Here is a 26,405-nt window from a genome sequence, read left to right as displayed (position 1 = left end):
GCGTTTAAAGCCGGGCCATTTTTTCCCGATCAGCCCATGACCGGAAAACGGGGTGAAGCCGGATAAACCCTATCCGGCTTCACCCTTGATATCAACTGATGCGATTTACAAAAAGTCGCCCGTGACTTTTTTACAATCAAGTTGCCAAAAATAAATTTCAACAACTTACTTGCATTTTTTTAGGGCTGCTTAGCGGGCCGTTCATGACCCGTCGGCAACCAGCCCGCTTTAGTACTGGTAAAAACCTCTGCCGGTTTTGCGGCCCAGCCAGCCTTGATCCACATATTTACGCAAGAGCGGGCAAGGACGATACTTGGTGTCCCCCATACCGGTATGCAGAACCTCCATGATCGCCAGGCAGGTGTCCAGGCCGATCAGGTCCGCCAGGGCCAGGGGGCCCATGGGATGGTTCATGCCGAGCTTCATGACCTGGTCAATATCCTCGGGCTCGCCCACGCCTTCCATTACGCAGTAAACCGCCTCGTTGATCATCGGCATGAGGATGCGGTTGGCGATAAATCCGGGATAGTCGTTGGCAGGCACCGGTATTTTCTTCATCTGTTTGGCAAGATCAAAGGTGAGCTGGTTGGTCTCTTCACTGGTGGCCAGCCCCTTGATAACCTCAACCAGCTTCATCATCGGCACCGGATTCATGAAATGCATGCCGATAACCTTGTCAGGACGCTTGGTGGCGCCTGCTATCTTGGTAATTGAAATGGAGCTGGTGTTACTGGAAAGGATAACGCCCTCAGGGCAGATCTCATCCAACTGGCGGAAGATGTTCAGTTTGAGCTCAACGTTTTCCGTGGCAGCTTCCACCACGAAATCAGCCTTCGCCATATTCGCGATATCGGTGGTGGTGTCAATACGCCCTAAAATCGCCTTTTGGTCGTCGGCTGTGATTTTTTCCTTTTTCACCAAGCGGCTCAAGCTCTTTTCAATTGTGGCCACACCGCGTTGGCAGAACTCCTCCTTGATATCGCTCATGATTACCGAGTAACCGGCAGCGGCAGCCACCTGAGCTATACCGTTTCCCATCTGTCCCGCGCCAACAACACCAATAGTCTTGATATCCATGATTCCTCCCGATCACAGTCTTGTAAGACAACGGCAAAAGCAAGATTCACTTCAGGAATCCCGCGCGAATTCTATTTTATTTAATTATTTATCAAAGGGGCCAAAGGCCCCGACCCGAAAAAACGGGTTAACCTCCCTTGGTGGCGCTGTATAAAAAGGCCTTGGCTTCTTCCAGATCAGGGTTCAGGTCAAGGGCCTTGCGCAGGGCCTTGGCCGCCTGCTCCTTGCTGCCCCCTTCAAAAAGGGCCCTGCCCAGGTTGAACCAAAGGTTCTCGTCGTTTTGGGTGATGGCTAAAGCCTTGCGGTAATGCATAACCGCCTCTTTATACATGCCCAGCTTGCGCAGCTGAATTCCGAAATCATTGAATATGTGTTTATGCCTGGGGCTGGTGACATCGTCTATGTTCACCAGTTTTTTAAAGATGTCCTTGGCTTTTTTAACCTCGCCCGTGGCCATGTAGGTCTGACCCAGGCCATAGTTGGCGCGTACGTTTTTGTCATCGACCTTGAGCGCGTTGCCAAACTCAAACTCGGCGGAGAGAAATTCCTTTTGCCTGAGGTGACGCTCGGCCCGGGCGGTTATTTTTTCGGCCTGGGCCTCTCTCATCACCTGGGCCCTGGGCTGGTAATTCTCCTGGAGCTTGAAGCGGCGATGAAATTCCTTTTCATCCACCTCTTCGCAATAGGTGGTTGGCTGATCATGTATATCCAGAAGCTGCACCTTTATTCGGCCGTCTTCAAGCGGTGTAGCCTGATAAAAATTCTCCATGCTGGCATCCTTGGCAGTATCGCCGGTGCCCACCTTGCTCTTTATGGACTCCAGGTAAATTCCCCCTGGCACTACTTTTAAAACGCCCATGGCGTCAACTCCTCTTTTTCAGGTCCACATGCCCGCATGCCAGTCCCGGAAATAGCGAAATTCCGCGGCCAGCCCCAGAAGCAAACCCAGGTATATGGCGAATTTGGAAAACATCTCCAGGGGAACAAACCCCAGCCAATTGGCAATAATGACAAAACCAAGGCCAAAGGCCAAGCAGAAAGTCTTATATTTACCCAGGCGGTTGGGTTTTACGGCCGGTGGCGGGAAAAGGCTTTTCCCGGCCCTTTTGCGCTGGATCACAACCAGCAAGGGAATGCCTAAGGTGTGAACCTCGGTTAAAAGAAGGCTCAACAAAAGATAAACATTCACCCAACCTTGATGCCAAAGGATAAAAGCCAGAATAAGGGCAAAAATCTTGTCGCCCAAGGGGTCTAAAAAGGCCCCCAATTTGGTGACCTGGCCCCTCTGCCTGGCCAGAGCGCCGTCCAACAGGTCTGAAAATCCGCTTACCAGGCCCAGGAGGATTATAAGCCCCATGCTAAGATCAGTCAGTTCCAGGGCGAGCATGGCAAAGGAAGATAGTATGCGCACATAAGTGAGGTGATTAGGTGTCACCCAGGCTGGAAACATACTGTCCGCCCAGACTCCCAGGGTGTCTTTTTGCATGTGATTTATCTGGTTCATGGTGGGGATCACTCACCCTCTAAAGTCGGCTTGGTTAATCAAAAACAAACAGGCCCTTGCCCGAAAATTTGGATGAAAAACCTTTTACCTATCCGCCTTTTCCTTGTATTGCCAACCTTTTTACAAAAAGACTCAAAATGGAAAGCGCAGCCGGGGTCACTCCGCTTATACGCCCGGCCTGTCCCAGGCTCACCGGACGCACCCGGTCAAGCTTCTCCTGCACCTCCCGGCTCAGGCCGGGCAGGGAAAGATAATCCAGATCCTCGGGCAGGCGAACCGCCTCCCTTTTACTGAACTGTTCCACCCTTTGCCTTTCCCGCTCCACATAACCCTGATAATGGGCCCTGATGGAAAGCTCCTCCTGCACCTGGGGGGAAAGCAGGGGCAGATCCTGCCAGGCCGGATGCAGTCCAGCCACCTTCTCCAGGGAAAGTTCGGGACGCCTCAAAAAATCAGTGCCGTCCATGGGCCTGCGCAAGGGGGCAGTTCCAAGCTCCTTCATCAAAAGGTTATTGGCCTCTGTGGGCATTACCTTTTCCGTGGCAAGCCTCTCCCAGGCATTTTCCAGCTCCGCTTTTTTAGCCTGAAAAATCTGCCAGCGCAGGTCATCGACCAGCCCCATTTCCCTGCCCAGGGCGGTAAGCCGCAAGTCTGCGTTATCCTCTCTGAGGCTCAGGCGGTATTCAGCCCGGGAGGTGAACATGCGGTAAGGCTCCCTGGTGCCCTTGGTGACCAGATCATCTACTAAAACGCCAATATAAGCCTGGGACCGGTCCAGCACAAAGGGTTCCGCGCCAAGGGCCGACCTGGCGGCGCTCAAGCCTGCCACCAGCCCCTGGGCCGCCGCCTCCTCATAGCCGCTGGTGCCGTTTATCTGTCCGGCCAGAAAAAGGCCGGGCAGCAGACGGGATTCCAGGCTGGGGGTCAGGTCCCTGGGGTCTGCGTAATCATATTCTATGGCATAACCCGGCCGGGCGATAAAGGCCCCTTCACAGCCCGGCATGGAGCGCACCATTTGTTTCTGCACAGCCAGAGGCAGGCTGGTGGGGATGCCGTTGGGATACACCAGGTTGCTGTCAAGCCCCTGGGGCTCAAGGAAGATCTGATGGCTTTCCTTGTCCGGAAAACGCACCACCTTGTCTTCAACCGAAGGGCAGTAGCGGGCCCCCACCCCGGTTATCACGCCTGCGTACATGGGGGCCTGGTCCAGATTGGCCCTGATTATCTCGTGGGTCTTGGGCGTGGTTTTGGTGAGCCAGCAATGGACCTGCTTCAAAACAGGCTTGGAATCCAGAAAGCTGAACATGCGGGGATCCGGGTCGCCGGGCTGTTGAACCAGCCCCTCCAGATCAAGGCTTGATATGTCGAGCCGGGGCGTGGTGCCTGTCTTTAAACGCCCCAGGGAGAATCCCAGTTCCTCAAGCTGACGGCTCAAGGCATTGGCCGGGGGATCACCCATGCGCCCCGCCGGAGTCTGGGTCAGCCCCACATGAATGACGCCTCTTAAAAAGGTGCCTGCCGTGAGGATTACATAATCCGACTCAAGGCGCTGGCCATGTCCGGTCACAACTCCGTCCACGCGTCCGTTTTTAAGCAAAAGCCCTTGGACTTCATCATCCATAAGCCACAAGTTGGGCTGATTTATCAGGGCTTTTTGCATATTGCGGGGATAAAGATCCATATCGACCTGGGCCCGGCTGGACCAGACCGCCCTGCCCTTGCCCCGGTTCAAAACCCTGAACTGAATGCCGCTGGCATCGGTGGTAAGCCCCATTTGGCCGCCCAGGGCGTCTATTTCCCGAACCAGGTGACCTTTGGCCAGTCCCCCCACTGCCGGATTACAGCTCAAGGCGGCTATGTGATCCAGGTTAATGGTAAGCAAAAGACAGGACACGCCCATGCGGGCCGCAGCCAGGGCGGCCTCGCAACCGGCGTGACCGCCTCCGGCCACAATAACCTGAAATCTATCCGGCGGTGAATTTGAAGCCATGTCTTCCGTTTCATGAAAAAGCCCGAAAAGATAACCGGGCATGAAAAATGTATAAACCAAAAAGTACGGGCCCCTGAACGGGCCAGTATCGCGAAGAAACTAAAAAATTACCACGCAGATTGACGGTGGGCAAGACAAGGGCCTGATCAGGTGCTATTTACCGGGAGCTTCGGGGCTTTCCTCCGCCCAAAAACCTTTGAGCCATAGCCAGGCCAGGCCCATATATTCATGCAATGCCTCCTGGCTCATGATAAGCCCCTTGGCTCCGGGGACAAACCTCTCAATGCCAAAATCCAGGTCAACTGTGCTGAAATCCGTGGGGCAGGAAACCGGATTAAGCCCTTTTCCCCTGAACAAGGTTATGGCCCTCGGCATGTGGCAGGCTGAGGTGACCAAAAAAAAGGGTTCTTTACCTAGTTTACTTACCAACAATTCAGCCTGCTCCTCGGTGTTCCAGGATTCAGTCTCCAACACCAGGGCATCATCGGGAACCCCCATGAACCGGGCCAGATCCGCCATTCCCCGGGCCACTGAGTTCTTTTTCATCAGGGCCCCGCCGGACAGATACAAATGGGCAGAAGGATTTTGCCTCCACAAGCGCACGCCTTCCATGGTGCGGAATGCGGAAGAGCTGCTCAAACGGTCCGTCACCGGACGCGAGCCTGTACGCCGCGCCCCGCTCAAGACCACTATGGCCTTTATGCCCTTTGCTTTTATTTGCTCGGGTCCGGCATAGGAACCAGCCTCTGACTCCAGCCCCCAAAGCAGCAGCCACCCGGTAATGGGAAGGGAAAAAACCAGCAGGACCAAAAGCCCCAAGCTAATCATAAAGGGTCCCATCCGGGATCTGGGATTCCTCTTCCAGAGAAAGGAGCCCAATAGTCCCAGCCAGAGTGTAACGCCCACAGGATATAGGGAGTGACTTACAATAAGCCTTGCTATAAAGGCCAGCGCGTCCATGTTTATCTTGCACCTGCACCTGAGCCTGCCGGATAAGGCGGCGCACGGAGAGCCGCCGAAAAAGGAGTCGGCAGGGTAAATAAAAAGCAAAAAAAACACCTCTAATTAGGCAGTTGACATCAATATCCCACAAAGAGAAGGGTAATGCCAACCGCAAAAGACGCTTTTCAATTACCGACTTTATAAAGTATGGTTCAAATATGGCGACCAAGGCAAAAATCGGCCGCCTTTTACGATATAAAGCAAAATCAAATAAAAAGGATTTTTCATGCCATTACCGGACCCAGGCCTGAAGCAGGCCCTTTGGGAAGCCGCTGAACAGATGCCGGTGGCGCTTTCCATTATCGACCTTGAGGGAAACCTGGTTTATTACAATGAATATGCAACCAAGATACTTGAGAGAAAACCTTCTCTTTTGGGCAAGAACATAAGGAATTGCCATAAGCTCAAAACCAGCAACCAGAAAATAGATTCTATTCTTAACCAATACCGACAAGGCAGTCTCCAGGAGCACACCTGGAGCGTGGCCAGGGACGGCAAAAGGTTTTCCATAAGGGTGGCTCCCTTGATCCAAAAAGGCGAAACCAAGGGCCTTATCCATACAGCCATGCTCCTGGGCCCGGACTTTGACTGACCTTATCCGACAAATGAGACAATCCACTTAAAAAGGTGAAGAAATGGAGCTCTTGACCCTGGAGAACCTGGCCGCCCTCCTGGCTCTTACCGGCCTGGAGATTGTCCTTGGCATAGACAATATTGTTTTTATTGCCCTGGTGACCAGTCGCCTGCCGCTGAAGAGCCAGGCCTCGGCCAGACGCTGGGGCCTTTTACTGGCCATGGGCACCAGGATTTTGCTTCTCTTGACCTTGAAATGGACCATGAGCCTGGTCGGCCCCTTGTTCTCGCTTTGGAATCATGCCTTTTCGGGCAGGGACCTGATATTGTTTTTTGGCGGCCTTTTTCTGCTGGTCAAATCCACCAGGGAAATACACAAGCTCACGGAGCACAAAGAAGAAGAACATCACCTTAAAGGCAAAAAGGTCTCCTATCTGGGAGTATTGTTTGAAATCGCCCTTTTGGATGTGATTTTTTCCCTGGACTCGGTCGTCACCGCCGTAGGCATGGCCAGGGAAATTCTGATAATGGTGGCGGCGATAGTAATTGCAATTTTTGTAATGATCACCTTTTCCAACCTGATCTGCGATTTTATCGAAAACCACCCCACCTTGAAAATGCTGGCGCTTGCCTTTTTACTCATGGTGGGGGTGATGCTGATTGTGGAGGGCATGGGAAAACATATTGAAAAGGGCTACCTCTATTTCGCCATGGCCTTCTCATTGGGGGTGGAAATCCTGAATATCCGGGCCAAGAAGAAGAAAGGACAAACAACAGAAGCGGTTTAACCGGCTTTCTTAAAGAATTCGCTGAAGGTTTTACAAGTGTCTGTCAGGGACGGCTTTTGCTAAACTTAATTAGAACAAAGCCAAAACCAAGCCTTTTTCAGAACGAGCCGCTATGGATTATCAGTCTGACTCCCGCATAGTAATGACCCTGGACGCAGGCGGCACCAATCTGGTCTTTGCGGCCATGCAGGCGGGCGGGCTGGTTAATGAACCCTTTGCCTTTTCCAGCCGGGGAAAAGACCTGGAACACATTCTCACCTCGATCATAAAGGGCTTTGAAAAGGTGCGCGCAAGCCTTGCCGAATCCCCCTGCGCAATTAGCTTTGCCTTTCCCGGTCCTGCGGAGTTCGGTCCCGGCATTATCGGCGACCTGGAAAACCTGCAGGCCTTCAGGGGCGGCGTGGCCCTGGGCCCCATGTTGAAAGGCCATTTCAACTTGCCTGTTTTCATAAATAACGATGGTGATCTTTTTGCCTTTGGCGAAGCCAGGGCAGGTCTTTTGCCCTGGGTCAACAAGATTTTGGCCCAAAAGAACAGCCCTAAAAGATTTAAAAACCTCCTGGGCGTCACCCTGGGCACGGGTTTCGGGGCGGGCATAGTGCATAAAGGCGAGCTTTTCCGCGGTGACAACTGGGCAAGCGGAGAAATAAACCGCATGAGCAACCACCTGAATCCGCGCTTCACCGTGGAGGAGACAGTCTCGATCAGAGGGGTCAGAAACACCTATGCCCGGCTGACCGGGATCACCCCTGAGCAGGCGCCCTCGCCCAAGGAGATATACCTTGTGGCCAAGGGGCGGGTCCCTGGCGATCAAAAAGCGGCCCGTGAATCATTTAGCGAGTTGGCCCATGTGCTGGCCGACGCCCTGGCCAATGCGGCCACCCTGGTGGATGGGCTGATCGTCATAGGCGGAGGTCTGGGCAGGGCCCATGACCTTTTTCTGGACCAGGTGGTCAGGCAAATGAACCGGCCCTTTGACAGGCCGGGGCAAAAGGATGTTCCCCGGTTGGAATCAAAGGTCTTCAACCTGGAAGACCCGGATCAGCTGACCCGTTTTTGCGAGGGGGATCTCAGGACCATTTCAATTCCTTTCAGCTCCCAAACCATTGCCTATGATCCCCTTAAAAGGCTGGGTGTGGGAGTGACCAGGCTCGGAACCGCCAAGGCGGTGAGCCTGGGCGCTTATATTTACGCGCTTAACCAATTGGACAATAACTAAGCCGGAGGGTTCATGGCCCGGGAGAATAAGGCTAAAACAAGCCCCATGGTCCTGGTGGTGGCCATGGTGGCCGCTTTAAGCGGTCTTTTGTTCGGGTTTGACACCGGAGTTATATCGGGCGCGCTGTTATTTCTGAAAAAGGATTTTCAACTAACCGCTTGGGGTCAGGAAAGCCTGGTCAGCGCTGTTTTGGTGGGGTGTATTCTGGGAGTGGCGGCCAGTGGCAAACTCTGTGACCGCTTGGGCAGGCGCAGGGTTTTGATGGGCTGCGCCGCTGTTTTCCTGGTAGGCTCGGCAACCACGGCCCTGGCCAACAGCCTGGCTTTTCTAACCTGGGGCAGGCTGGTGGTGGGTGTGGGCATTGGTGTTGCCTCTTTTGCGGCCCCGCTTTACATCTCGGAAATTGCCCCGGCCAAAGTCAGGGGCGCCCTTGTCTCCTTAAACCAGCTCATGATCACAATCGGAATTGTGGTCTCCTATTTAACGGATGACCTTTTCGCCGGTCTGGATCAAGGTTGGCGCTACATGTTCCTCATGGGCGCGATCCCGGCCCTGATCCTGGGTGGAGGCATGCTTTTTTTGCCTGCCAGCCCCAGATGGCTGGTCTTCCGCGGGGAAGAAGAAAAGGCCAGGGAAGTGTTGGCCAGGCTTAATCCGGACAAAGCGGCCGAAAAGGAGTTGGAGGCCATAAAGCAAACCGCCCATAACCAGCCCGGTGGAACCTGGTCCGAACTGGGCGAACCCTGGGTCAGGCCCGCCCTCTTGGTGGGGGTGGGAATCATGTTTGTGCAACAGGCCACCGGCATAAACACAGTTATCTATTATGCGCCAACCATATTCCAGATGGCCGGATTCGCATCAGACACAGCGGCGATCACCGCCACCCTGGGAGTGGGCCTGGTTAATGTGCTCTTTACCGTGGTCTCCATACGGCTCATTGACCGGGTGGGACGCAAGCCGCTTTTGTCCTGGGGCCTTATCTGCATGGTCATAAGCCTTTTTGCACTGGGTGGGGCCTTTTGGCTGGCTAAAATCCTGGGGCCTTCCCTGCGTTGGATAGCGGTTGCCAGCCTTTTTATTTACATTGCCGGATTTGCGGTGAGCCTTGGCCCGGTGGCCTGGCTTTTAATAACCGAGATATATCCCCTGAAAATAAGGGGTTTGGCCATGAGCCTGGCCACTTTAAGCAACTGGGTCTTCAACCTGGCCATTGCCATGAGCTTTTTGACTATCACCGAAACCCTGGGCAAGGCCCAGACCTTTTGGCTCTACGCCCTGGTGGGGCTGGGCGGCTGGTTCTTCTGCAGGATGCTGGTGCCGGAGACCAAGGGTTCCAGCCTGGAAGTGATTGAGGCCAATTTAAGGGCCGGGAAGCCACCCAGGGATATGGGCGAGCCCTTGCCCTGATAAAACAGGGCAAGGGCCGGACCCGGCAGTTTAGGGCCTCTTGCACTCGTTAATTATCTCCAGGAGCATTACGCTGGTCTTAACGACTAGGTCAGTGCATTTTTCCAGATCAGGCCGCCCGTTTGTCTCGTGGAGCAGTCCGGCGCAGTTGCAGGTGCCGAACTCGTCAATAAAGCGCCTGCGGAATTCCACCGCCGGTTTCTCCACCCTGTCCCATTTTTCCTTGGCGCTGTCCCTTCCCCATAGATAGCCCAGGGCCAAAAGCCCTCCGCTTACCGCGCCACAGGTCTCTTTCAAGCTTCTGGCCATTCCGCCCCCAAAGGCTGTGGCTGTTCTGGGAGCGGTGCAGCCGTGATCGGGCGCGCAGATATCCAAAACACACTTGGCCACCGTCTCTGCGCAGTTTAGACCCTCTTTCATCATCTGTCTGGCCTGCCCCTCTAGTTGGCTCTGCTCCATTTTATTCTCCCTTTTTTGACTGGTCATGATTTCGCCTGTTTGTTACCCATGTCTTTTATTCATAAATTTTGATATCATCAGCTATCTATCAAAACAAACGATTTATTTCGATGTTATGCATCAGGGTTTCCGATAAAAGGAACGTTCATGGAAATAAGGAACTTAAAGACCTTTGCCACGGTCTGCGAAGTGCAGAGTTTCCAAAAGGCCTCCCAAATCCTGAATTATGCTCAGTCCACAGTCTCCACCCAAATTCAGGCCCTGGAGCAGGAGCTTGGCGCCCGGCTCTTTGACCGCCTGGGCAGGCGGATATTGATCACCGAAGCAGGGGAAAAACTCCTGGACTATGCCCGCAAACTACTGGACCTGGAACAGGAGGCCTATGCCGCCTTAAGCGATGAATCGGAACTTAAGGGATCTTTGGTCATAAGGGTTCCGGAGAGCCTTGTCACCAACCGGCTGGGACCGGTGATAGCCCGATTTCACAAGGCCCATCCCAAAGTTAGGCTTGAATTCATAACCTGTGCCGTGATGAGCCTTAAACGGGACCTGCGCAAAGGATTTGTGGATCTGGCCTTTTTGATCACCAACACTATTGTCACTAAGGATCTGAAGGTCCAGGCCCTGGCCATGGAGCCCCTGGTCCTGGTGGCAGGCCCCGGTCACCCCCTGGCCCAAACAAAAGGCATAAGCCTTAAACAACTAAAAGGCCTGCCCCTGGTTTTGACCAAGGTGGATTGTTCTTACCGCTATTTTCTGGAAGAGCCGCTAAGGAAAACTCCGGGTCCGGAATGCCCGGTGCTGGAAATGCAAAGCATTGCAGGAGCCAAAAAATGCCTGGCTCAAGACGTGGGGCTAAGCCTGATGCCCCTGGCCTCGGTTTCCGCTGAATTGAAAACAGGGGAGCTGGTGCAGCTTGATTGGGAATTAGGGACCCTGGAGACGGCGGTCTTGATGATATGGCACCAGGAGAAATGGCTCTCCCCCGCCCTTAAGAGTTTTATGGAAATGTGCCGACAGGAAATTACTTAAAAGGGATCAAATGGCCACCGTTGACAAGGCGTTTTTGAACGGGCCGGGCAAGACAAACGGCATTCGGCAATTTTTTTCAAAAATCATGAAGCCCGGGAGAACTTCCGGGCTTCATGATCAATTCCGGCCACAACTAAAAACTATCACCGGCTTCGAGTAGTTCAGACCTGGGCTGAACTGTCTTGGCCTTGCCTCCTGACTGCTCCCGGATCAGGGCATCCGCCTTTTTGGAGCCATTGACCATCACCGAAAGGCTGTTGGTCATCTGGTGCATATTCTTGGACTGGGCAGCCAGCTCCTCACTGGCTGCGGCAGATTCTTCCGCGTTTGCCGCCACCTGTTGGGTCACCTGATCCATCTGCAGGGCGGCCTTGTTGATCTGGTCCACGCCATGGGCCTGCTCCTGATTTGCTGCCGCAATCTCGGTCACCAGCTCAGCCACCTTGCCCGCACTCTCTCCCACCTGGGAAAAAGCTTCACCTGCGGACTTGGCCAGATCTGCTCCGCGTTCTATGTTTGACAGGCTCCCTTGGATCAAATCCTGGGTGGTTCTGGCAGCCTCAGCCGCCCGCATGGCCAAGCTGCGCACCTCGTCGGCCACCACGGCAAAACCGGCTCCCGCATCCCCTGCCCTGGCAGCCTCCACCGCCGCGTTCAAGGCCAGCAGATTGGTTTGAAAAGCGATTTCATCAATAGTTTTGATCACCCCGGCAGTCTCGGCGCTGGAAGATGAGACCTTGCCCATTGCTTCGGCCAGATCCTGCATGGAGTGGTCTGCCTGATCAACCACATCCCTGGCATGTCCCATGAGGTGATTTGCCTCATTTGCCTTGTCTGCGTTAAGCTTGGCCGTGGAAGCCATCTCTTCCAGAGAGGAAGATGTTTCTTCCAGGGAGGCCGCCTGTTCCGAAGCTTCTTGAGCCAGGGACTGACTGGAGTCCGAAACCTGCGAAGCAGCGTTGTTTATCTCACCGGCTCCCTGGAAAAGACCTGTGGAAACATGTCTCAGGGTTACGGCCATTTTGCGGACGGTAATCAGGTTCAGGGTTATAACCGCCAGGATGAACAAACCGGCTATGACGCTTATCACCAAAACCATATTTAAAAGCCGTTTCGCAGCCACGGATTCAGCGACAACCTCTATCTCATCCAGTTCAGCCAAAATCCCCCATTTATGGCCCAAAATTTCCACCGGCGCGTAAGAGGAGAGCACCGGGTTCCCCAAATAGTCTGTGATGATGCCCTGACCGGTGTTACCCCTTAAAGCAGCCCTGGCGGCTTCGGTATCCACTTTGCCCTTCCCGGGATTGGCAAATGAGGCGGCTACCGTATGGTTTTGAGGGTCTAAGTACGAATCCGAGCGCATCAGCATATCCGCTCCAACCAGATAGGTCTCGCCGGATTTTCCCATGCCGGTGCGCTCCTGCATAATCTGGTTTATGGCTTTTAAGGAAACCTGCAGGGCAACTATCATCTCCACCTTATCGTCATGCACAAGCGGCTCAGCTAGAAAAGCGGCAGGCTCACCCTTGCTGGGGGCGTAGGGCTTAAAATCGGCCATGGCAAAGGAGTGGCTTTGCTTTACCTGGCGGACAAGCTCTCCCAGATTGGATGAACTGAATTTACCGTTTATAAGATTGGTCTGATAATCAGCCTCTTTGGCCACTGAATAAAAGCAATATCCGTCCGGATTGATTAAAAAGAGGTCATAGTAACCGTAATTTTTTTGATATTGCTCAAAAAACTGATTTCCTTTTAAATCTTCAGGGGAAAACGCCTCGGCCACATCTATCTCGGCCAATAGAGCCCAATTGAGCCCGGATATTTTGAAAGGAGAATAACTGGATAAAACCGGATTGCCATTGTAGTCGATCACTACCTTTTCTGCGGTCTCACCCAGAAGGGCCTGTTTGCTGGCCAGGGTCTTGACCCCGTTCTTTTCCACTGTTCCCAAAAATGAAGCTTCAATGGAACGATTTTTCGGATCCAGAAATGAATTACTCCTTAGCCTGTAATCAGAACCGACCAGATAGGCTTCACCTGTTTTTCCCATGCCTTTTCTATTCATCATAATCTTGTTGATCATCTCAGGAGAAAAGGCAAAGCAAATCACTCCCAAAAGATCTTCTCCCTGTTTCACCGGCGCGGCGGCAAAGGCCACAGGGGTCTCTCCCAAAGGTTTGTAAAGGGAAAAGTCCTCCAGCCAGGCTTCCTTGCTGCCTTGGTAAAAAGCGCGAGCCAAACCGGTTTCAGCCATTTGCCCCTGGGAAAGGTCCTCACCCGGCGCTTTGGCGCTCCCGGTGTTGAATGCCAGCTTTCCCTCGGCAGATATCACATATATTTCCGGCAGGTGATGGCTCTTGGCGTATCTTCCCAGCCAGGATTTCAGTTCCGCGCCTGCTGACTCCGCATAAGTCGAATTTCCAGCATCCCCCAAAGAGGCCCCGGTAATCTTCCGCACTCCTTCCATAACGAAAGGGCTTTCAGCAAGATCCTTAATTTGGGTAAGTTTTTCAGTGAGATATGTTTCAAGCTGTTCTTGCCTGGAAGTGCGCACAATAAGCAATTTTTCAAAAGCGTCCCGCCTCAGCACTCCGGCGGTCTCGACCAGGGAGGCCATATCGTGCTCACGGTCTTGAAAATACTTTTCAATCTGCCTCTTTTTGATGATTTTTACAGAATCCAGTTGGCTGAAACGATCCTCAATAAATGAGTCCTGGGCCGTAGTTACTGAAAAATAGGCCAAAACCGCAAAGGGCGCCAAGGCTGCCAGGGCCAGCAGCACAGTTGAGATAGTTAACTTTTTGGTGATGGATAGAGACATGGGCAGGCCTCCGGGGAATGTTACAATTAAATTAAGTTATCATATGGAAATAATTTAACTATCGAATGTTAGAGCCGTACCCCAAATCTGTCAAACAACCCAACCTCATTAACAGAGTTTGAAATAAACTGGCAAAATAAATAGCCTGCGGTTAAAGTCTGGATTCGACTCAAAAGCCTTTTGCTTAAATTGAGAAACAGCCCATGCCCGGAGCCCCAAATGGAAAAGACCCAGAACCTGACCAAGCAGCCTGTTTCGAAACTGATTCGCGGTCTGGCGATTCCCTATAGCGTGGGCTTTTTCTTCAACACTCTTTTCAACCTGGTTGACACTTATTTCGCGGGCCTGATCTCCACAGAGGCCCTGGCGGCGCTCTCCCTTTCCTTTGGCATGTTTTTTCTGATTATTTCCCTGTGCAACGGTCTGGCAACCGGAGCAACCGCCCTGATTGGATCAGCCCTGGGCGGTGAGATGCCTCATCAAGCCCGGGCCTTTTGCTTACAAGGCATTGTTCTGGGCTGGATTCTCTCTGTTTGCCTCACATTCTTCGGTTTATGGGCATCGCCCTATCTTTTTAAATTCCTGGGCGCAGAAGGCGCTTACCTCGACACCTGTCTGGAATACATGGATGTGATGTTTTACGGGGCCGTTGTCTTTCAGACAGTGCACATGCTTAACGCCGTCCTGACCTCTCAGGGGCTGACCAAACCCTTTCGCAATTTTTTGATCTTCGGCTTTTTCCTGAATGTGGTGTTGGATCCCTGGTTTGTGCTGGGCGGCTTTTTCCTGCCGGCCATGGGGGTGAGAGGTGTGGCCCTGGCCACTGTCTTGATTCACCTGGCAGGCTGTATTTACCTGGGTTTCAGGGCTAAGAACACCGAACTGCTGAACCGCCCCATTAAGATGGAAGAACTCATCCCGAGAATCAAGACCTGCCTGGAGATATGCCGCCAAGGCGTTCCCGCAACCATAAACATGGTCACCATGGGGCTCGGTATTTTTGTGATCAACTACTTTGTGGGGATCTTTGGCAAGGAAGGTGTGGCAGCCTATGGCATTGCCACCCGCATAGAGCAGATAGTCCTTTTGCTGACCATTGGGCTGAATACCGCCACCTTGACCATTGTAGCCCAGAATTACGGCGCCGGGCTGCTGGACAGGGTCAGGCAGACGGTCCGCTCCGCCCTGGCCCACGGCGCGGTGGCCATGGGCGCGGGCGGTGTGTTTGTTTTCTTTATGGCCGCTCCCCTGATGAGGCTTTTCACGGACGACCCCCTGGTGGTGAAGGCCGGGGTCGATTATTTAAGCATCTCGGCCTGGGCCTTGTACGCCTACGTGATCCTATATGTGAACATCTCGGCCATGCAGGGCATTAAAAAGCCGGCCCTGGCCGTATGGATCGGCATCTTCCGCCAGATATTCGCACCGGGCCTGATCTTTTACCTTTGCGCCCATTTTTTCAAAACCGGCCTCATCGGCATCTGGTGGGGAATCTTCGGCGTTACCTGGCTGGCAGCGCTTATGGCCTTTTTTTATGCCAGAGGCAAACTCAAAAAGCTCACGCCGGAACCGGGAAAATCCTAAACAGCCCCGCCGGATTTCAGCCCAAGGCAAACCTGACGGCATCCCTGGCATGTAGTTCGGTTGAGTCCAAAAGCGGCACCTTGGTCTTGTCCTGCTTGATAAGAAGGGGCAACTCAGTGCACCCCAGAACCACGGCCTGAGCCCCTTTGGCAGCAAGCTCCTCCACCATGGCCAGGCATTTTTCCGCGGAATCGTTATTAATTTTCCCCAGGCAAAGCTCCTCGAATATCACCCGGTTTATCTCCCGGCGCTCGGGAGCATCGGGTGCCAGAACCGTAAGTCCGTGCTCTTGTTTCAGCCTGCTCTGGTAGAGATCCTTTTCCATGGTGAAGCTGGTGCCCAAAAGCCCGACTTTCTGAGCGCCGAGCTCCCTGGCCGCCCGGCCCACGCTGTCTGCAATATGCAAGACAGGTATATTCAAAACTTCCGAAACTCTAGGGGCAACCAAATGGGTGGTGTTGCTGGCCAAAAGCATGCAGTCAGCGCCTGCGGCCTCAAGGCGCGAGGCCTGCTCGGCCATCAAATCGCCCAGTTCATCCCATTTGTCTGTGCGCATCAATTCTTCCAAGGGGGCAAAATCAAAGGAATGAAGGTAAATGGAGCCTGAATGCAAACCGCCCAGATTTTCTTTAACCATCTCGTTGATCAGGCGGTAGTACTCAATTGTGGATTCCCAGCTTGTGCCTCCCAATATGCCGATATTCTTCATCATATACTCCTATCTAATCAACGGGCGCGATATAGTGTCCTTTATTTGGAGATGCCCGCTTGGCCTTTTGGCTTACAAAGGTTTAAAATCCTGGTAACAACATATCACTCAGATAGCAAAAACAGGTCAATTTTTCACCTATAAAACCAACCCGGCATTTCACCGAAAGCATGCCACTTACCCGGCTCAGGAGAAAAAAACATGCTGAAAATAGACCTCAGATCAGACACAGTGACAAAACCCAGCGTCCCCATGCGCAGCGCCATGGCCGAGGCTGAAGTGGGTGACGATGTTTTTGGAGAAGACCCCAGTATAAACAGGTTGCAGCAAATCGCCGCCGAGATGCTGGGCAAGGAGGCGGCTCTTTTTACACCCAGCGGCACCATGGCCAACCAGATCTGCCTGAGGCTTTTGACCAGACCCGGCGATGAGGTTATATGCCACCAATGGGCTCATCTTTACCGCTTTGAAGGCTCGGCGGCCCAGACCCTTTCCGGGCTTTCCTTTTTCCCCATACCCCACCCGCGCGGAATTTTATCTCCCGACCTGGTGAAACCCGCAATTCTGGAATCAAACATCCACTATCCCGTTACCAGGGTCCTGGCCCTGGAAAACACCAGCAACAAGGGAAACGGGGCGGTGTATCCCTTGGAAAATGTAAAAGAGCTTGCTCAATTAGCCAGGGAAAACGGGCTATATTTGCATTTGGACGGGGCCCGCATGTTCAACGCTTGCCTGGCGGGGGGCTATTCACCCAAGGAGCTGGCTTCCTCTTTTGACACTATCAGCTTTTGCCTTTCCAAGGGGCTCGGCGCGCCGGTTGGTTCCATGGTTGTCTCCACCCGGGAGAATATAGAAAAAGCCATCCGTATAAGGAAAAGGTTGGGCGGCGGCATGCGCCAAGCCGGTTTTCTGGCTGCCGCGGGCATTTTTGCCCTTGAGAACAATATAGACCGTCTGGCCAGGGATCATGAGCGGGCCCAAAAGCTGGCCCGCGCATTGGCCGAGTTGAAGGGGGTTCTTATCGACCCGTCTGATATTCAAACCAACATTGTGATCTTTGACATAACCCCCAGCGGCCTTTCCCCGGAGCAAGCCTTGAGCAGACTGGGCCAACTGGGGCTCGGTGTGGTTCCTTTTGGAGGCAACCTTTTGCGGGCGGTGTTGCATTTGGAAATCTCAGACCAGGACGTAGAAGAGGCTATTTCCATTTTGCAGGAAGTTTTTCAATAATGGACTATATGAATACAGTGTTGGGAAGGTTTATTTAAGTGAATCGACGAACAGACTGATTGAGCAATCCGTAAAGTATCAAACAAATTGATAATGCGACTTATTCTTCTGAAAAAAATCAACTTTCTCGCCCCCCAAAGAAGATCAGTTCTTTTGGGGGGCGTTTAAAACCCTGGTTTTATAAGGCAGTTAAAATGAAAATTAAATTTCATCCTTTGAAGCGAGACTGTTTCACAGAACTCCATAAAACGTATAGCTACTTATAAATACAATCTTTAAATCAATCCGGCGAATACCCTACTCACCCAATTAAACAAAATGATACTGGTCTTTTCATCCTATGCTTTACGCTTGTACGCGGATCTTTGCTTTGCTATTATTTAGCGCTGATACCAGGAGTTACACCTGGTATTATTTTCATTTAAAGCAAAGCCAACTCGAGCATAACCGGTAGAATAGATTTTATACACGACGAGCAGTTCCGATTTGGCTTCAAGGTGCGGCCATGCTGTAGTTCATACGCCCCATTTCTCCGCGCTCTTGAGACGAACTTACTGTTTTAGCTTATATTTTTTTGAGAATCAGGTTGGACCGACAGCCCGCTTGAGCCCAGAGTGGCGGAGATTTTTTTTTAAATGGACTTAAAACCCAATACAAAACTTTTTAACATGTCTCTTGAAATAGCCAGACAGGTCCTGCCTTTCATGGGCAAGCATTCTATTCCGGCAACACCTGAAAATTACATGATTTTTTATCTTTATTTCGAGGGAAGCCGTCCCTTGGTCAACGAAACGGTGAACGACTTCCTGCATTCTGATGAATCATGGACCGAGGAGACCACCAACCGGGTTTTTGAGCAGCTCTTCAGCCCCCGGGCCAACCTAAGGATGATGAGGCTGAATGAAGAGATAGTCCGCCAGGTGCGGGACACCACCAGAGTAATCATTGAAGAAACCAAGGCTGCCGCTGAACTGGCCCACCGCACCAGTCAGCGAATGGACACCTCCCTCAAAGAAGCCGACCGGATGAACGTGGATTCAGCCATCAGCCAATGGTTTGCCAGCACCCTTAAAGACGTTCGCCTGATTAACGAGGCCAACCGGAACTTGGGAGGCAGTCTGCGTTCCAAGGGCGAGGATTTGGAAGCGGTTACCGCGACCCTGGCCAAGATGGAAACCATGGCCCTGACTGATGAACTGACCCAGCTTGCCAATCGCAGGGCCTGGGATCAGCGTCTGGCCAGCGAATTTGAACGCTATATGTTAAACGGCTCCCCCTGCTCTTTAATGCTTGTGGATGTGGATGATTTTAAAAACATAAACGACAACCACGGCCATATGGTGGGAGATCAGGCGCTCAAGGAAGTCGCCAGACTTATGGTTAACAGTCTCAGGCCCTCTGACTTTTCCGCCCGCTACGGAGGAGACGAGTTCGTTTTTTTACTGACCAGAACGAAGTTGGAAGATGCCTACAAACTGGCTGAGCAGGCCAGAAAAGTCATCCAAAGCGCAAACTTCACCATCAGGGGGAAAAGGCGGCCCATAACGGCTTCCATCGGCATTTCATGCTTCCACACCTCGGATCCCAAAGCAGACGCCGCTTTGGAAAGGGCGGACAAGGCAATGTATCTGGCCAAATCCAGAGGCAAAAACTCTATCTGCAGCGAAAACGATCCGGACTTGGGCAAGATATAACGGCAATTAATTTCCTTATTTATTTCAACTTTCACAATAAGGTCGGAGCATATTTGTTCTTTTTCGTACTACAGGGTGCGTCTTAGCAGACAATTTCCCGAATAACCGCCGAGGGTGCCTCTGATTGCCGTCCGGGGCACAATCCGCTATAGTCTTTTCACTAACAGAGAGGTACAGGGAGGCAATTCAGCAAAAGCTCAATTTGGATCGGGCATTTAAGGTTCTTTGGAATATATTAATACAGTTAGAGAAAACACATTTACTATTGCCAGTTTATAAGTTCTATCAGTTTTAAGACAGTTGTGTTGTTGCTCTAATTTAAACTGGATTTCACATGCAGTTATATGAACAGTTACTGGCCCTTCTCTCAGGAGGACTGTGCCAGATTGACTCCAACCTGAAAATCATCTCAGCCAATCAGGCATTCCGAAACCTTGTCCAGTTGAACGATGAAGCTGTTTTAGGCAATGAAATCTGTTCCTTCTTTGATCTGTCCAGTCAAAAAAAGCTTAGAAACGCAGTTAATTACACCACCCTTGACCAGATTCCGGTCAAAAACCTCCGTCTGATGATGACAGGTGCGAATAACGGAGTGAAACTGGTGGATGTATCCATTTCGCCGCTTACCAGCCTGGGAAACGGCTCCCCGGGCCACATGGTGCTGATGCGTGATGTAACTGATCTGGAACGTTCCAAAAGCGCCATGGAGGAAGTCCAAGGGAAATATCAGGAACTTTTTGAAAACGCTTCGGAACTATTTTTTGTACACGACTTTGAGGGCAAATTTACAGAACTCAACCGGGCCTTTCGCCGTTTTATCGGCACCATTTCAGCCAAAACCGAAGAAATCAAGGTGGTGGACCTTCTGCAGCCGGGGCAGAGAAGTTCTTTTGATAACTATATCAAACAAATAATCTCCACCGGCGAAGCCTGCGGCACCATTGAGTTCGTAACCCGCAAGGGGCAGAAGCGGCTGGTGGAATACACCAACACCCTGATCAAAGACAGGAGAGGACGCTCCGTGGGTGTTCGGGGAGCGGCCAGGGATATAACTCAGCGCAAAATCTCCGAGCAGGCCCTGCGCCACAGCCAGGCGAGCCTGATCAGAAGCCAAAAAATGGCACACATGGGCAACTGGGAATTGGACCTCAACTCAGGGGTGATGACCTGTTCCGAAGAAGTCTTGAACATTCTGGGGCTTCCCAAAGGCAACTCCCCGGGCAACATGGCCGAGTACCTGGATTTGGTCCACCCGAAAGACAGAAGAAAAGTCAGAAGTGACATGGACGAGGCCCTGTGCTGCCAGGGGGCTGTTCACCAGGAACACCGCATAATAAGGCCGGACGGCAAGGAACGCATATTGCACACCATCTTTGAGGGGCTGAAAGGCCCCCACGGCAGGGCCGCCGTACTTTCGGGCGTTTTGCAGGACATCACCCAGCGACGCCTTTCCGAACAAAGGGTCAGACTTTTGGCCAGGGCCTTTGAAAACGCCCTGGACGGCATGATCATCACTAATGAAAATGGGGTGATTCAGATGGTCAACCCCGGTTTCACAGCCATCACGGGTTACTCTGCCCAAGAGGCTATTGGCCGCAATCCGTCCATACTGCGATCCAACCGCACCTCGGCCAAATTGCACAAGGCCATGTGGGAATCGATTCAAAAAACCGGCTTCTGGCAGGGGGAAATTTTCAACCGCCGCAAAAACGGTCAAACCTATCCCCAATGGCTCTCCATAAGGGCGATTAAAAATGAAATCGGCAAGGTAAGTCACTATGTGGGAGCCTTGCACGACTTAACCGAGCTTAAACAGGGCGAGGCAAAAATAGCCCACCAAGCCCTGCATGACGCCTTGACCGGCCTGCCCAACCGCATATTTTTCAACGAACGCCTGGCCGACGCCATGCGTGAAGTCTCCAAGCACAACGGCAAACTGGCCCTGCTTTTTCTGGATCTTGACAACTTTAAAAACATCAACGACAGCCTGGGTCACGCGGTGGGGGACAAACTTTTAAGTGCAACCGCCGAAAGGCTTTTGAGTCTGGTAAGGGATCAGGATACCGTGGCCCGCCTGGGGGGCGACGAGTTCATCATGATCTTGAAGGATCCGGGCAGCAAAGACCAGGCTACGGGCGCAGCCAACCGCATAATCAAGGCCATGAGCCAGCCCTTCTGGATCAACGAACGGGAAATGTACATCACCGCCAGTATTGGCATCACCATTTATCCCGACGACGGCGAAGACTTGGAAGCCCTGGTCTCAAACGCGGATATGGCCATGTACCAGGCCAAGGACGTGGGTAAAAACACCACCCGTATATTTACCAGGGACCTAAACACCCGTATCAAAAGGCGCATGTCTTTAGAGGAAAGCCTACGCAACGCCATTAAAAACGAAGAACTTGAGGTTTATTTCCAACCGAAAGTGGATCTTCGCACCGGTTCCATGGCCGGAGCCGAGGCCTTGGTAAGATGGAATCACCCTGACAAGGGGCTGATCGGTCCGGATGAGTTCATTCCCCTGGCAGAGGAAACCGGGCTTATTATCCCCCTGGGCAGGTGGGTTTTGAGAAACTCCTGCCGGACGGCCAAGGCCTGGATGAACCATGGCCATCAATGCATGCAGATTTCGGTCAATCTTTCGCCCAAGCAGTTCACTCAAAAGGACCTTCCCCAAATGGTCGGAAACACCCTTTCCGATACGGGTCTGCCGCCCTATGCCCTGGAACTTGAGCTCACTGAAAACATGGTGATGCAAAATGTTGACGAAGCAATCAACACCATGCACCGATTGAGCAATCTGGGAATTCAACTTTCCTTGGACGACTTTGGCCGGGGCTACTCCTCGCTTTATTACCTGAAGCGCTTTCCCATGAACGAACTGAAAATCGACCGCTCTTTTGTGGACGACATTCCCAGCGACCCGGACAATGCTTCCATTGTGAACACAATCATCTCCATGGGCAGGAGCCTTAACCTGAGGGTTGTTGCCGAAGGAGTGGAGACCAAAGAACAACTTTCCTTTCTCAAGAAAAATAATTGCGATCAGATGCAGGGATATTTTTTCCAGGCCCCGATTCCCGCCCTGGATCTGCTCAGGCTGTTGCAACGGGGCAAAAGCCTGATTTTTTCTTGAGAAATACTTTGCACGCAAGTAATTTTTTTACCGGTCTGACCGGTGGACAACTTAAAACAACAGCGTTTTTTTTACTTTGACCGAAGTTACAGACCTGAAACAGTGTTCCATTTCTTCTGGGATTTTGATCGCCTTTTTGTTATGGTGCCCTGGAGGCCGAAAACTGAATTCAAGGCAGGCTCAAGCGCTCTTTTTTCGGGCGGAAAAGCTGGGGAATACTTTTATATTTTCTTAACTATTCCCGGCCAAAGGTCTTTTTCCCGCCTTGAAGCCAGACAAGGGTCGTTTTTGTCCGAGCGGGGGCTAAAAAAACAACCATCAGGATGAAAATATGACCTTCCGGCTTAAATCCACACTAAAACCGCTACTCATGTAGCTCTCATTGCCGCTGACTCTCTCCGGTTTGGCTTCGGATCCCAGGGGAGATTTCCCGTTCCCAAAGGAGGATGCACCATGAGAATAGACCTCAACTGTGATATGGGCGAAAGCTTTGGCAACTATAAAATCGGCATGGACGAAGAGGTGATGAAATACATCACCAGCGCCAACATTGCATGCGGATTTCATGCCAGTGATCCCTTAGTCATGGACCGCACGGTGGCCATGGCCAAGGAAAACAATGTGGGTGTGGGCGCGCACCCCGGTTTCCCAGACCTGATGGGTTTTGGCCGCCGCAACATGGACTGCACTCCGGCTGAACTTAAGGCCTACGTCACCTACCAGATCGGTGCGCTGGAGGCCTTTTGCAAGGTGTACGGCGTCAAGATGGCTCACGTTAAACCCCACGGCAACCTCTATCTCACCGCAGTGGAAAAAGAAGATGTGGCCCGGGCCGTGGCGGAAGCCATTGTCAGAGTGAACCCTGAACTGCACTATGTGGCCCTGGCCGGCAAAAAAGGCGCCATGATGACCCAAATAGGCCGGGAAGTGGGGCTCAAGGTGGTGTACGAGGCTTTCCCGGACCGGGCCTACACCAAAGAGGGGACCCTGGTTCCCCGCCGCCAGGAAGGCGCTGTGATCCATGATCCGGAAGTGGTTTCCCAAAGAGCCCTTTTGATGGCCAAAGAAGGCAAGGTCATTTCCATAGACGGTACGGAGATCGACCTTGAAGTGCAGACCCTTTGCGTGCATGGAGACAATGCCACCGCAGTGGAACTGGTCAAGGGTATCAGAGAGACCCTCACCAAAGAAGGTGTGGAAGTAAAACCCATGTTGGATTGATCTTGTTGATCCTGGAGACGATCAAGGCCGGGGCTTATGGACCGCCAAATTGCGAGCCTTTCCTAAGGTGAGCAATTCGAGCCGCTTGCTGAAACCGCGCTTTTGCCAAGCGGCATCTGACCAAATCCGGGATGACTTAATCAGCAAGCTGAGCCGGGCCAGACCGGCCCGGCTTTCACCTAAAAAAGCCGGGAGTCTTAAAAACATGGGACTTTTTGAAAAACCTCTCTTACGCATGATGGGCGACAGGGGATTTCTGGTGGAGTTGGGCGATGAGATCGCCCCTCTTATCAACCGCAAAGTGCGGATGCTCACCTCTGCCCTGGACCAGGATGTTCCCGAAGGTGTTTTGGAGATTGTTCCCACCTACCGCTCCATCCTGATGATCTACGATCCCTTGCTCACCACCCCCGCCAAATTGGAAAAAGAGATCTCAATCCTTTTGGACCGCCTGGACTCCATACAAATCCCGGAGCCCACAGTAGTTCATATTCCGGTATGTTACGGCGGTGAGCACGGCCCCGACCTCGAGCATGTGGCCAAGACCCACGATCTCTCCACCGAAGAGGTCATTCGCATCCATTCCGAGCCTGAATACCTTATCTACATGATCGGCTTTACGCCCGGATTTCCCTTTTTGGGAGGCCTCCCCGAAATCCTCACCACTCCCAGGCTGGAGAGCCCCAGGGTGCTTGTGCCCGCGGGCAGCGTGGGCATTGCCAACAACCAAACCGGTATGTATTCCATTGACAGCCCGGGAGGCTGGCAGTTGATCGGGCGTTCGCCGCTCAAACCTTTCCAGCCGGAAAAGGAAAACCCGTTTTTATACCAGGCAGGGGATTATCTGAAGTTTGACCCCATCCCGCCTGAGGAATATGACCGGATCAGGGCGGAAGTGGAGGCAGGCAAATGAATGTATTTAAAGTAGTGGATCCCGGCCCGCTCTCACTTATTCAAGACCTGGGGCGATTCGGTTACGGTAGATATGGAGTGCCGGTTTCCGGTGCACTGGACCCATTTTCCGCCACTGTGGCCAACCTTTTGGTGGGCAATCCGGCCAATGCCGCGGTTATGGAACTAACCTTCATGGGTCCCAGGCTGGAGGCCCTGGCCCAGACCAAAATGGCGGTGACAGGCGCACAGATGGGAATGACCATAAACGGAGATCCTGCTCCGGACTGGTCTTGCCTTGACATTTCACCGGGTGACAAGCTGGCCTTTAAACCCGCCCAAAAGGGGATACGCTGCTATCTGGCAGTGGCCGGAGGATTTGACGTGCCGGCCATGATGGCCAGCAGATCCACCTATGTCGGGGCTAAACTGGGTGGTTTTGAAGGACGCCCTTTAAAGAAAGGCGACATCCTTTCCGCCGGAGAACCTCTTGGGGCCCCCTCCACCCAAAGCATCCCCCCGGAGCTTCGTCCGGAATTAAACCCCACAATCACCCTGCGGGCCATTTTAGGGCCTCAGGATGATTACTTTGACCAGGGCCTGGAAGTGCTTTTTTCCTCGGAATACAAGGTGACCAGCAAAGCGGACCGCATGGGCTATCGCCTGGAAGGTCCCAAGGTGGAACAGATTCCCGGCAAACCGCAGAGCATCATCAGCGAACCCAGTCTGCCCGGCGCAGTTCAAATTCCGCCGGACGGCCTGCCGATTGTACTTTTGGTGGAACAGACCGTCGGGGGATACACCAAGCCGGTCACGGTTATAACCAGTGATCTGGGTCAGGTGGCCCAGGCCAGGCCCGGTGACACGGTGAAATTTAAAAAGGTGGATCTTAAAGAGGCTCACCAGGCCTATGCAGATTATCAGGCCAAGCTGACTGAGATTGAAGAGCTTCTCAGCTGAGAAAACGTTATAAACAGGAAAAGCGCTTGGGTTAATCCCGAGCGCTTTTTGTTGCCAAAAGCCAAATCGGCCCTTACCCTTGATAAGTTGGATTAAGGGTTTTCTTGACCATGCCCAAGAAACGGTCCACCCGAACCGGTGTGTTAAGCCAACCGGCCACTTTTAAACCGTTCATATTGTCATTGAAATCATCCTGAGTCTTTTTGGAGCCCAAAAAGATGAATTTGGCTCGAGGGTAAATATCCTGCAGGGTCTCCATACTGGCCAGGCCTGCACCGGTCAGGGTGACCATATCGGAGATAACCAAATCCGGGGCAAAGGAGCTGGCTGCCTTAAGAGCCTGTTCCCCTGTCCTGGCTTGGGCCACATGACAACCCATCTCGCCCAGGGTGCGGGTCAAAAGCCCCCTGATCACGACAGAATTATCCAGCACCAGGATCTTTTTATCTTCAAGGCTGTCCTTGGCCTGTTCAAAGGTGACATTAAAAACCAGCCAGCCCATGCTCAGATTCAGGATGATGACAAAGGCCTCTGTATGCAGTTTTTTATGGGTGTGCAACCCCACATCCAACAGTGGTTTCGGCGCTTGGGCGGAGACCTTAACCCCCATCTCCAGCCACCTTTCCATGGTGACCGAGACAACCTCCTGCATGAACTCGGCCAGTATATCCATGGCCTGGTCATGCAGCATGCAGACCGGCGGCAGGCCCCTTTTTTCGGAGATGGCCGAGGCCAAAAGCACAGCGTTGATTTCTTCCTGAAAACCCAAGGTGAATTGACCGGTGAAATCCCTGGCATCATCATGGTAGCTGGTTACCAAGGCCAGGGCATAGCGGTCCAAGAGCCGTTGCTCTCTTTTGGTCACCAGCTCCACCACCTTGGTGTCTGACATTTCCTCAAAGACACTTTTGGCGGATTCCGCCATTATTCCCAGATAATTGGAAAACAAAACCCCTCCCGGAAACATTAACCGCAACTTTTCATATTACTATGAGCGGCATCAAAAGCGCTGCGCCCTTAGATAATCACCCCTGAAATAATACTACTTTTTACAGAGGTATCCATCTAGACCCTCACCTTAAAGGCAAAGACGGATTTT

At 52.5% G+C, this 26,405-nt stretch carries 21 protein-coding genes; 12 read left to right on the top strand and 9 right to left on the bottom strand.

Features of this window, described 5'->3' with window-relative positions:
- Positions 1-228: 228 nt before the first annotated feature.
- The 5 genes from X474_RS18780 to X474_RS18760 all read right to left on the bottom strand — a co-directional run bounded on the left by X474_RS18780 (position 229) and on the right by X474_RS18760 (position 5,621).
- Positions 229-1,077, bottom strand: coding sequence for a 3-hydroxybutyryl-CoA dehydrogenase (locus X474_RS18780; RefSeq protein ID WP_044351043.1), 849 nt, complete (start codon positions 1,075-1,077; stop codon positions 229-231).
- Positions 1,078-1,204: 127 nt separating this feature from the next.
- Positions 1,205-1,936, bottom strand: coding sequence for a tetratricopeptide repeat protein (locus X474_RS18775; RefSeq protein WP_044351041.1), 732 nt, complete (start codon positions 1,934-1,936; stop codon positions 1,205-1,207).
- Between the two features lie 18 nt (positions 1,937-1,954).
- Positions 1,955-2,581 (bottom strand): CDP-alcohol phosphatidyltransferase family protein, encoded by a 627-nt coding sequence (locus X474_RS18770; protein ID WP_052515400.1) that lies wholly within the window; start codon positions 2,579-2,581, stop codon positions 1,955-1,957.
- 88 nt (positions 2,582-2,669) lie between these two features.
- Positions 2,670-4,631 carry a tRNA uridine-5-carboxymethylaminomethyl(34) synthesis enzyme MnmG gene (mnmG, locus tag X474_RS18765; RefSeq protein WP_231688350.1) on the bottom strand — a complete coding sequence of 654 codons (1,962 nt, stop codon included), beginning with the start codon at positions 4,629-4,631 and terminating at the stop codon, positions 2,670-2,672.
- A 93-nt stretch (positions 4,632-4,724) separates the two neighbouring features.
- Positions 4,725-5,621, bottom strand: coding sequence for a YdcF family protein (locus X474_RS18760; protein WP_056009668.1), 897 nt, complete (start codon positions 5,619-5,621; stop codon positions 4,725-4,727).
- Positions 5,622-5,799: 178 nt separating this feature from the next.
- Here X474_RS18760 and X474_RS18755 point away from each other — a divergent pair, with 178 nt between their 5' ends.
- The 4 genes from X474_RS18755 to X474_RS18740 all read left to right on the top strand — a co-directional run bounded on the left by X474_RS18755 (position 5,800) and on the right by X474_RS18740 (position 9,560).
- Positions 5,800-6,165, top strand: a complete 366-nt coding sequence (locus X474_RS18755; RefSeq protein ID WP_044351040.1) for a PAS domain-containing protein — start codon at positions 5,800-5,802, stop codon at positions 6,163-6,165.
- A 43-nt stretch (positions 6,166-6,208) separates the two neighbouring features.
- Entirely contained in the window at positions 6,209-6,934 is a 726-nt protein-coding gene (locus tag X474_RS18750; RefSeq protein WP_044351039.1) for a TerC family protein, read from the top strand.
- 112 nt (positions 6,935-7,046) lie between these two features.
- Positions 7,047-8,153, top strand: coding sequence for an ROK family protein (locus X474_RS18745; protein WP_044351038.1), 1,107 nt, complete (start codon positions 7,047-7,049; stop codon positions 8,151-8,153).
- Between the two features lie 12 nt (positions 8,154-8,165).
- Positions 8,166-9,560: a sugar porter family MFS transporter gene (locus tag X474_RS18740; protein WP_044351036.1), complete on the top strand. Its 1,395-nt coding sequence runs from the start codon at positions 8,166-8,168 to the stop codon at positions 9,558-9,560.
- A 30-nt stretch (positions 9,561-9,590) separates the two neighbouring features.
- Here the strand turns inward: X474_RS18740 and X474_RS18735 are convergent, their stop codons facing one another.
- A complete protein-coding gene (locus tag X474_RS18735) occupies positions 9,591-10,046 on the bottom strand; it encodes a C-GCAxxG-C-C family protein (RefSeq protein WP_052515398.1) in 456 nt (151 codons plus the stop codon).
- 120 nt (positions 10,047-10,166) lie between these two features.
- Here X474_RS18735 and X474_RS18730 point away from each other — a divergent pair, with 120 nt between their 5' ends.
- Positions 10,167-11,051 carry a LysR family transcriptional regulator gene (locus tag X474_RS18730; protein WP_044351035.1) on the top strand — a complete coding sequence of 295 codons (885 nt, stop codon included), beginning with the start codon at positions 10,167-10,169 and terminating at the stop codon, positions 11,049-11,051.
- A gap of 133 nt (positions 11,052-11,184) precedes the next feature.
- On the opposite strand, the gene X474_RS18725 is transcribed toward X474_RS18730, so the two are convergent.
- Complete coding sequence (locus X474_RS18725; RefSeq protein WP_044351033.1) at positions 11,185-13,875, bottom strand: methyl-accepting chemotaxis protein; 2,691 nt, start codon at positions 13,873-13,875, stop codon at positions 11,185-11,187.
- Between the two features lie 219 nt (positions 13,876-14,094).
- Here X474_RS18725 and X474_RS18720 point away from each other — a divergent pair, with 219 nt between their 5' ends.
- Entirely contained in the window at positions 14,095-15,459 is a 1,365-nt protein-coding gene (locus tag X474_RS18720; protein ID WP_044351031.1) for an MATE family efflux transporter, read from the top strand.
- Between the two features lie 16 nt (positions 15,460-15,475).
- Here the strand turns inward: X474_RS18720 and X474_RS18715 are convergent, their stop codons facing one another.
- Complete coding sequence (locus X474_RS18715) at positions 15,476-16,168, bottom strand: aspartate/glutamate racemase family protein (protein WP_044351030.1); 693 nt, start codon at positions 16,166-16,168, stop codon at positions 15,476-15,478.
- Positions 16,169-16,369: 201 nt separating this feature from the next.
- Here X474_RS18715 and X474_RS18710 point away from each other — a divergent pair, with 201 nt between their 5' ends.
- From X474_RS18710 to X474_RS18675, 6 genes are all read left to right on the top strand, one after another.
- Positions 16,370-17,401, top strand: coding sequence for a threonine aldolase family protein (locus X474_RS18710; protein ID WP_044351028.1), 1,032 nt, complete (start codon positions 16,370-16,372; stop codon positions 17,399-17,401).
- Between the two features lie 635 nt (positions 17,402-18,036).
- Complete coding sequence (locus tag X474_RS18705) at positions 18,037-19,095, top strand: GGDEF domain-containing protein (RefSeq protein ID WP_044351027.1); 1,059 nt, start codon at positions 18,037-18,039, stop codon at positions 19,093-19,095.
- Between the two features lie 334 nt (positions 19,096-19,429).
- On the top strand, positions 19,430-22,234 hold the full coding sequence (locus tag X474_RS18700; protein ID WP_052515397.1) for a bifunctional diguanylate cyclase/phosphodiesterase: 2,805 nt from the start codon (positions 19,430-19,432) through the stop codon (positions 22,232-22,234).
- A 453-nt stretch (positions 22,235-22,687) separates the two neighbouring features.
- Positions 22,688-23,455, top strand: a complete 768-nt coding sequence (locus tag X474_RS18690; RefSeq protein ID WP_044351024.1) for a LamB/YcsF family protein — start codon at positions 22,688-22,690, stop codon at positions 23,453-23,455.
- 205 nt (positions 23,456-23,660) lie between these two features.
- The gene (gene pxpB / locus X474_RS18680) at positions 23,661-24,368 is read left to right on the top strand and encodes a 5-oxoprolinase subunit PxpB (protein ID WP_082464495.1); all 708 of its coding nucleotides are present in this window, start codon (positions 23,661-23,663) and stop codon (positions 24,366-24,368) included.
- A complete protein-coding gene (locus X474_RS18675; RefSeq protein WP_044351022.1) occupies positions 24,365-25,306 on the top strand; it encodes a 5-oxoprolinase subunit C family protein in 942 nt (313 codons plus the stop codon). Before pxpB ends, X474_RS18675 begins: the two co-directional genes overlap by 4 nt.
- A 73-nt stretch (positions 25,307-25,379) precedes the next feature.
- Here the strand turns inward: X474_RS18675 and X474_RS18670 are convergent, their stop codons facing one another.
- Complete coding sequence (locus X474_RS18670) at positions 25,380-26,255, bottom strand: response regulator (protein WP_044351021.1); 876 nt, start codon at positions 26,253-26,255, stop codon at positions 25,380-25,382.
- Positions 26,256-26,405: the final 150 nt, after the last annotated feature.

Origin of the sequence: Dethiosulfatarculus sandiegensis (genome assembly GCF_000931935.2) — a bacterium.
GTDB classification, from domain to species: domain Bacteria; phylum Desulfobacterota; class Desulfarculia; order Desulfarculales; family Desulfarculaceae; genus Dethiosulfatarculus; species Dethiosulfatarculus sandiegensis.
The sequence above is the reverse complement of the archived record's forward strand: the minus strand, read 5'-3'. Positions and strand labels throughout refer to the sequence as shown.

Bases quoted from the DNA above. Each gene is read 5' to 3' on its own strand.
- X474_RS18775 (WP_044351041.1), bottom strand. From the start codon at position 1,936: ATGGGCGTTTTAAAAGTAGTGCCAGGGGGAATTTACCTGGAGTCCATA.
- X474_RS18740 (WP_044351036.1), top strand. From the start codon at position 8,166: ATGGCCCGGGAGAATAAGGCTAAAACAAGCCCCATGGTCCTGGTGGTG.
- pxpB (WP_082464495.1), top strand. From the start codon at position 23,661: ATGGGACTTTTTGAAAAACCTCTCTTACGCATGATGGGCGACAGGGGA.
- X474_RS18710 (WP_044351028.1), top strand. From the start codon at position 16,370: ATGCTGAAAATAGACCTCAGATCAGACACAGTGACAAAACCCAGCGTC.
- X474_RS18725 (WP_044351033.1), bottom strand. From the start codon at position 13,875: ATGTCTCTATCCATCACCAAAAAGTTAACTATCTCAACTGTGCTGCTG.
- X474_RS18750 (WP_044351039.1), top strand. From the start codon at position 6,209: ATGGAGCTCTTGACCCTGGAGAACCTGGCCGCCCTCCTGGCTCTTACC.
- X474_RS18730 (WP_044351035.1), top strand. From the start codon at position 10,167: ATGGAAATAAGGAACTTAAAGACCTTTGCCACGGTCTGCGAAGTGCAG.
- X474_RS18735 (WP_052515398.1), bottom strand. From the start codon at position 10,046: ATGACCAGTCAAAAAAGGGAGAATAAAATGGAGCAGAGCCAACTAGAG.
- X474_RS18715 (WP_044351030.1), bottom strand. From the start codon at position 16,168: ATGAAGAATATCGGCATATTGGGAGGCACAAGCTGGGAATCCACAATT.
- X474_RS18700 (WP_052515397.1), top strand. From the start codon at position 19,430: ATGCAGTTATATGAACAGTTACTGGCCCTTCTCTCAGGAGGACTGTGC.
- X474_RS18770 (WP_052515400.1), bottom strand. From the start codon at position 2,581: ATGAACCAGATAAATCACATGCAAAAAGACACCCTGGGAGTCTGGGCG.
- X474_RS18690 (WP_044351024.1), top strand. From the start codon at position 22,688: ATGAGAATAGACCTCAACTGTGATATGGGCGAAAGCTTTGGCAACTAT.
- X474_RS18755 (WP_044351040.1), top strand. From the start codon at position 5,800: ATGCCATTACCGGACCCAGGCCTGAAGCAGGCCCTTTGGGAAGCCGCT.
- X474_RS18705 (WP_044351027.1), top strand. From the start codon at position 18,037: ATGGACTTAAAACCCAATACAAAACTTTTTAACATGTCTCTTGAAATA.
- X474_RS18675 (WP_044351022.1), top strand. From the start codon at position 24,365: ATGAATGTATTTAAAGTAGTGGATCCCGGCCCGCTCTCACTTATTCAA.
- X474_RS18745 (WP_044351038.1), top strand. From the start codon at position 7,047: ATGGATTATCAGTCTGACTCCCGCATAGTAATGACCCTGGACGCAGGC.
- X474_RS18720 (WP_044351031.1), top strand. From the start codon at position 14,095: ATGGAAAAGACCCAGAACCTGACCAAGCAGCCTGTTTCGAAACTGATT.
- X474_RS18780 (WP_044351043.1), bottom strand. From the start codon at position 1,077: ATGGATATCAAGACTATTGGTGTTGTTGGCGCGGGACAGATGGGAAAC.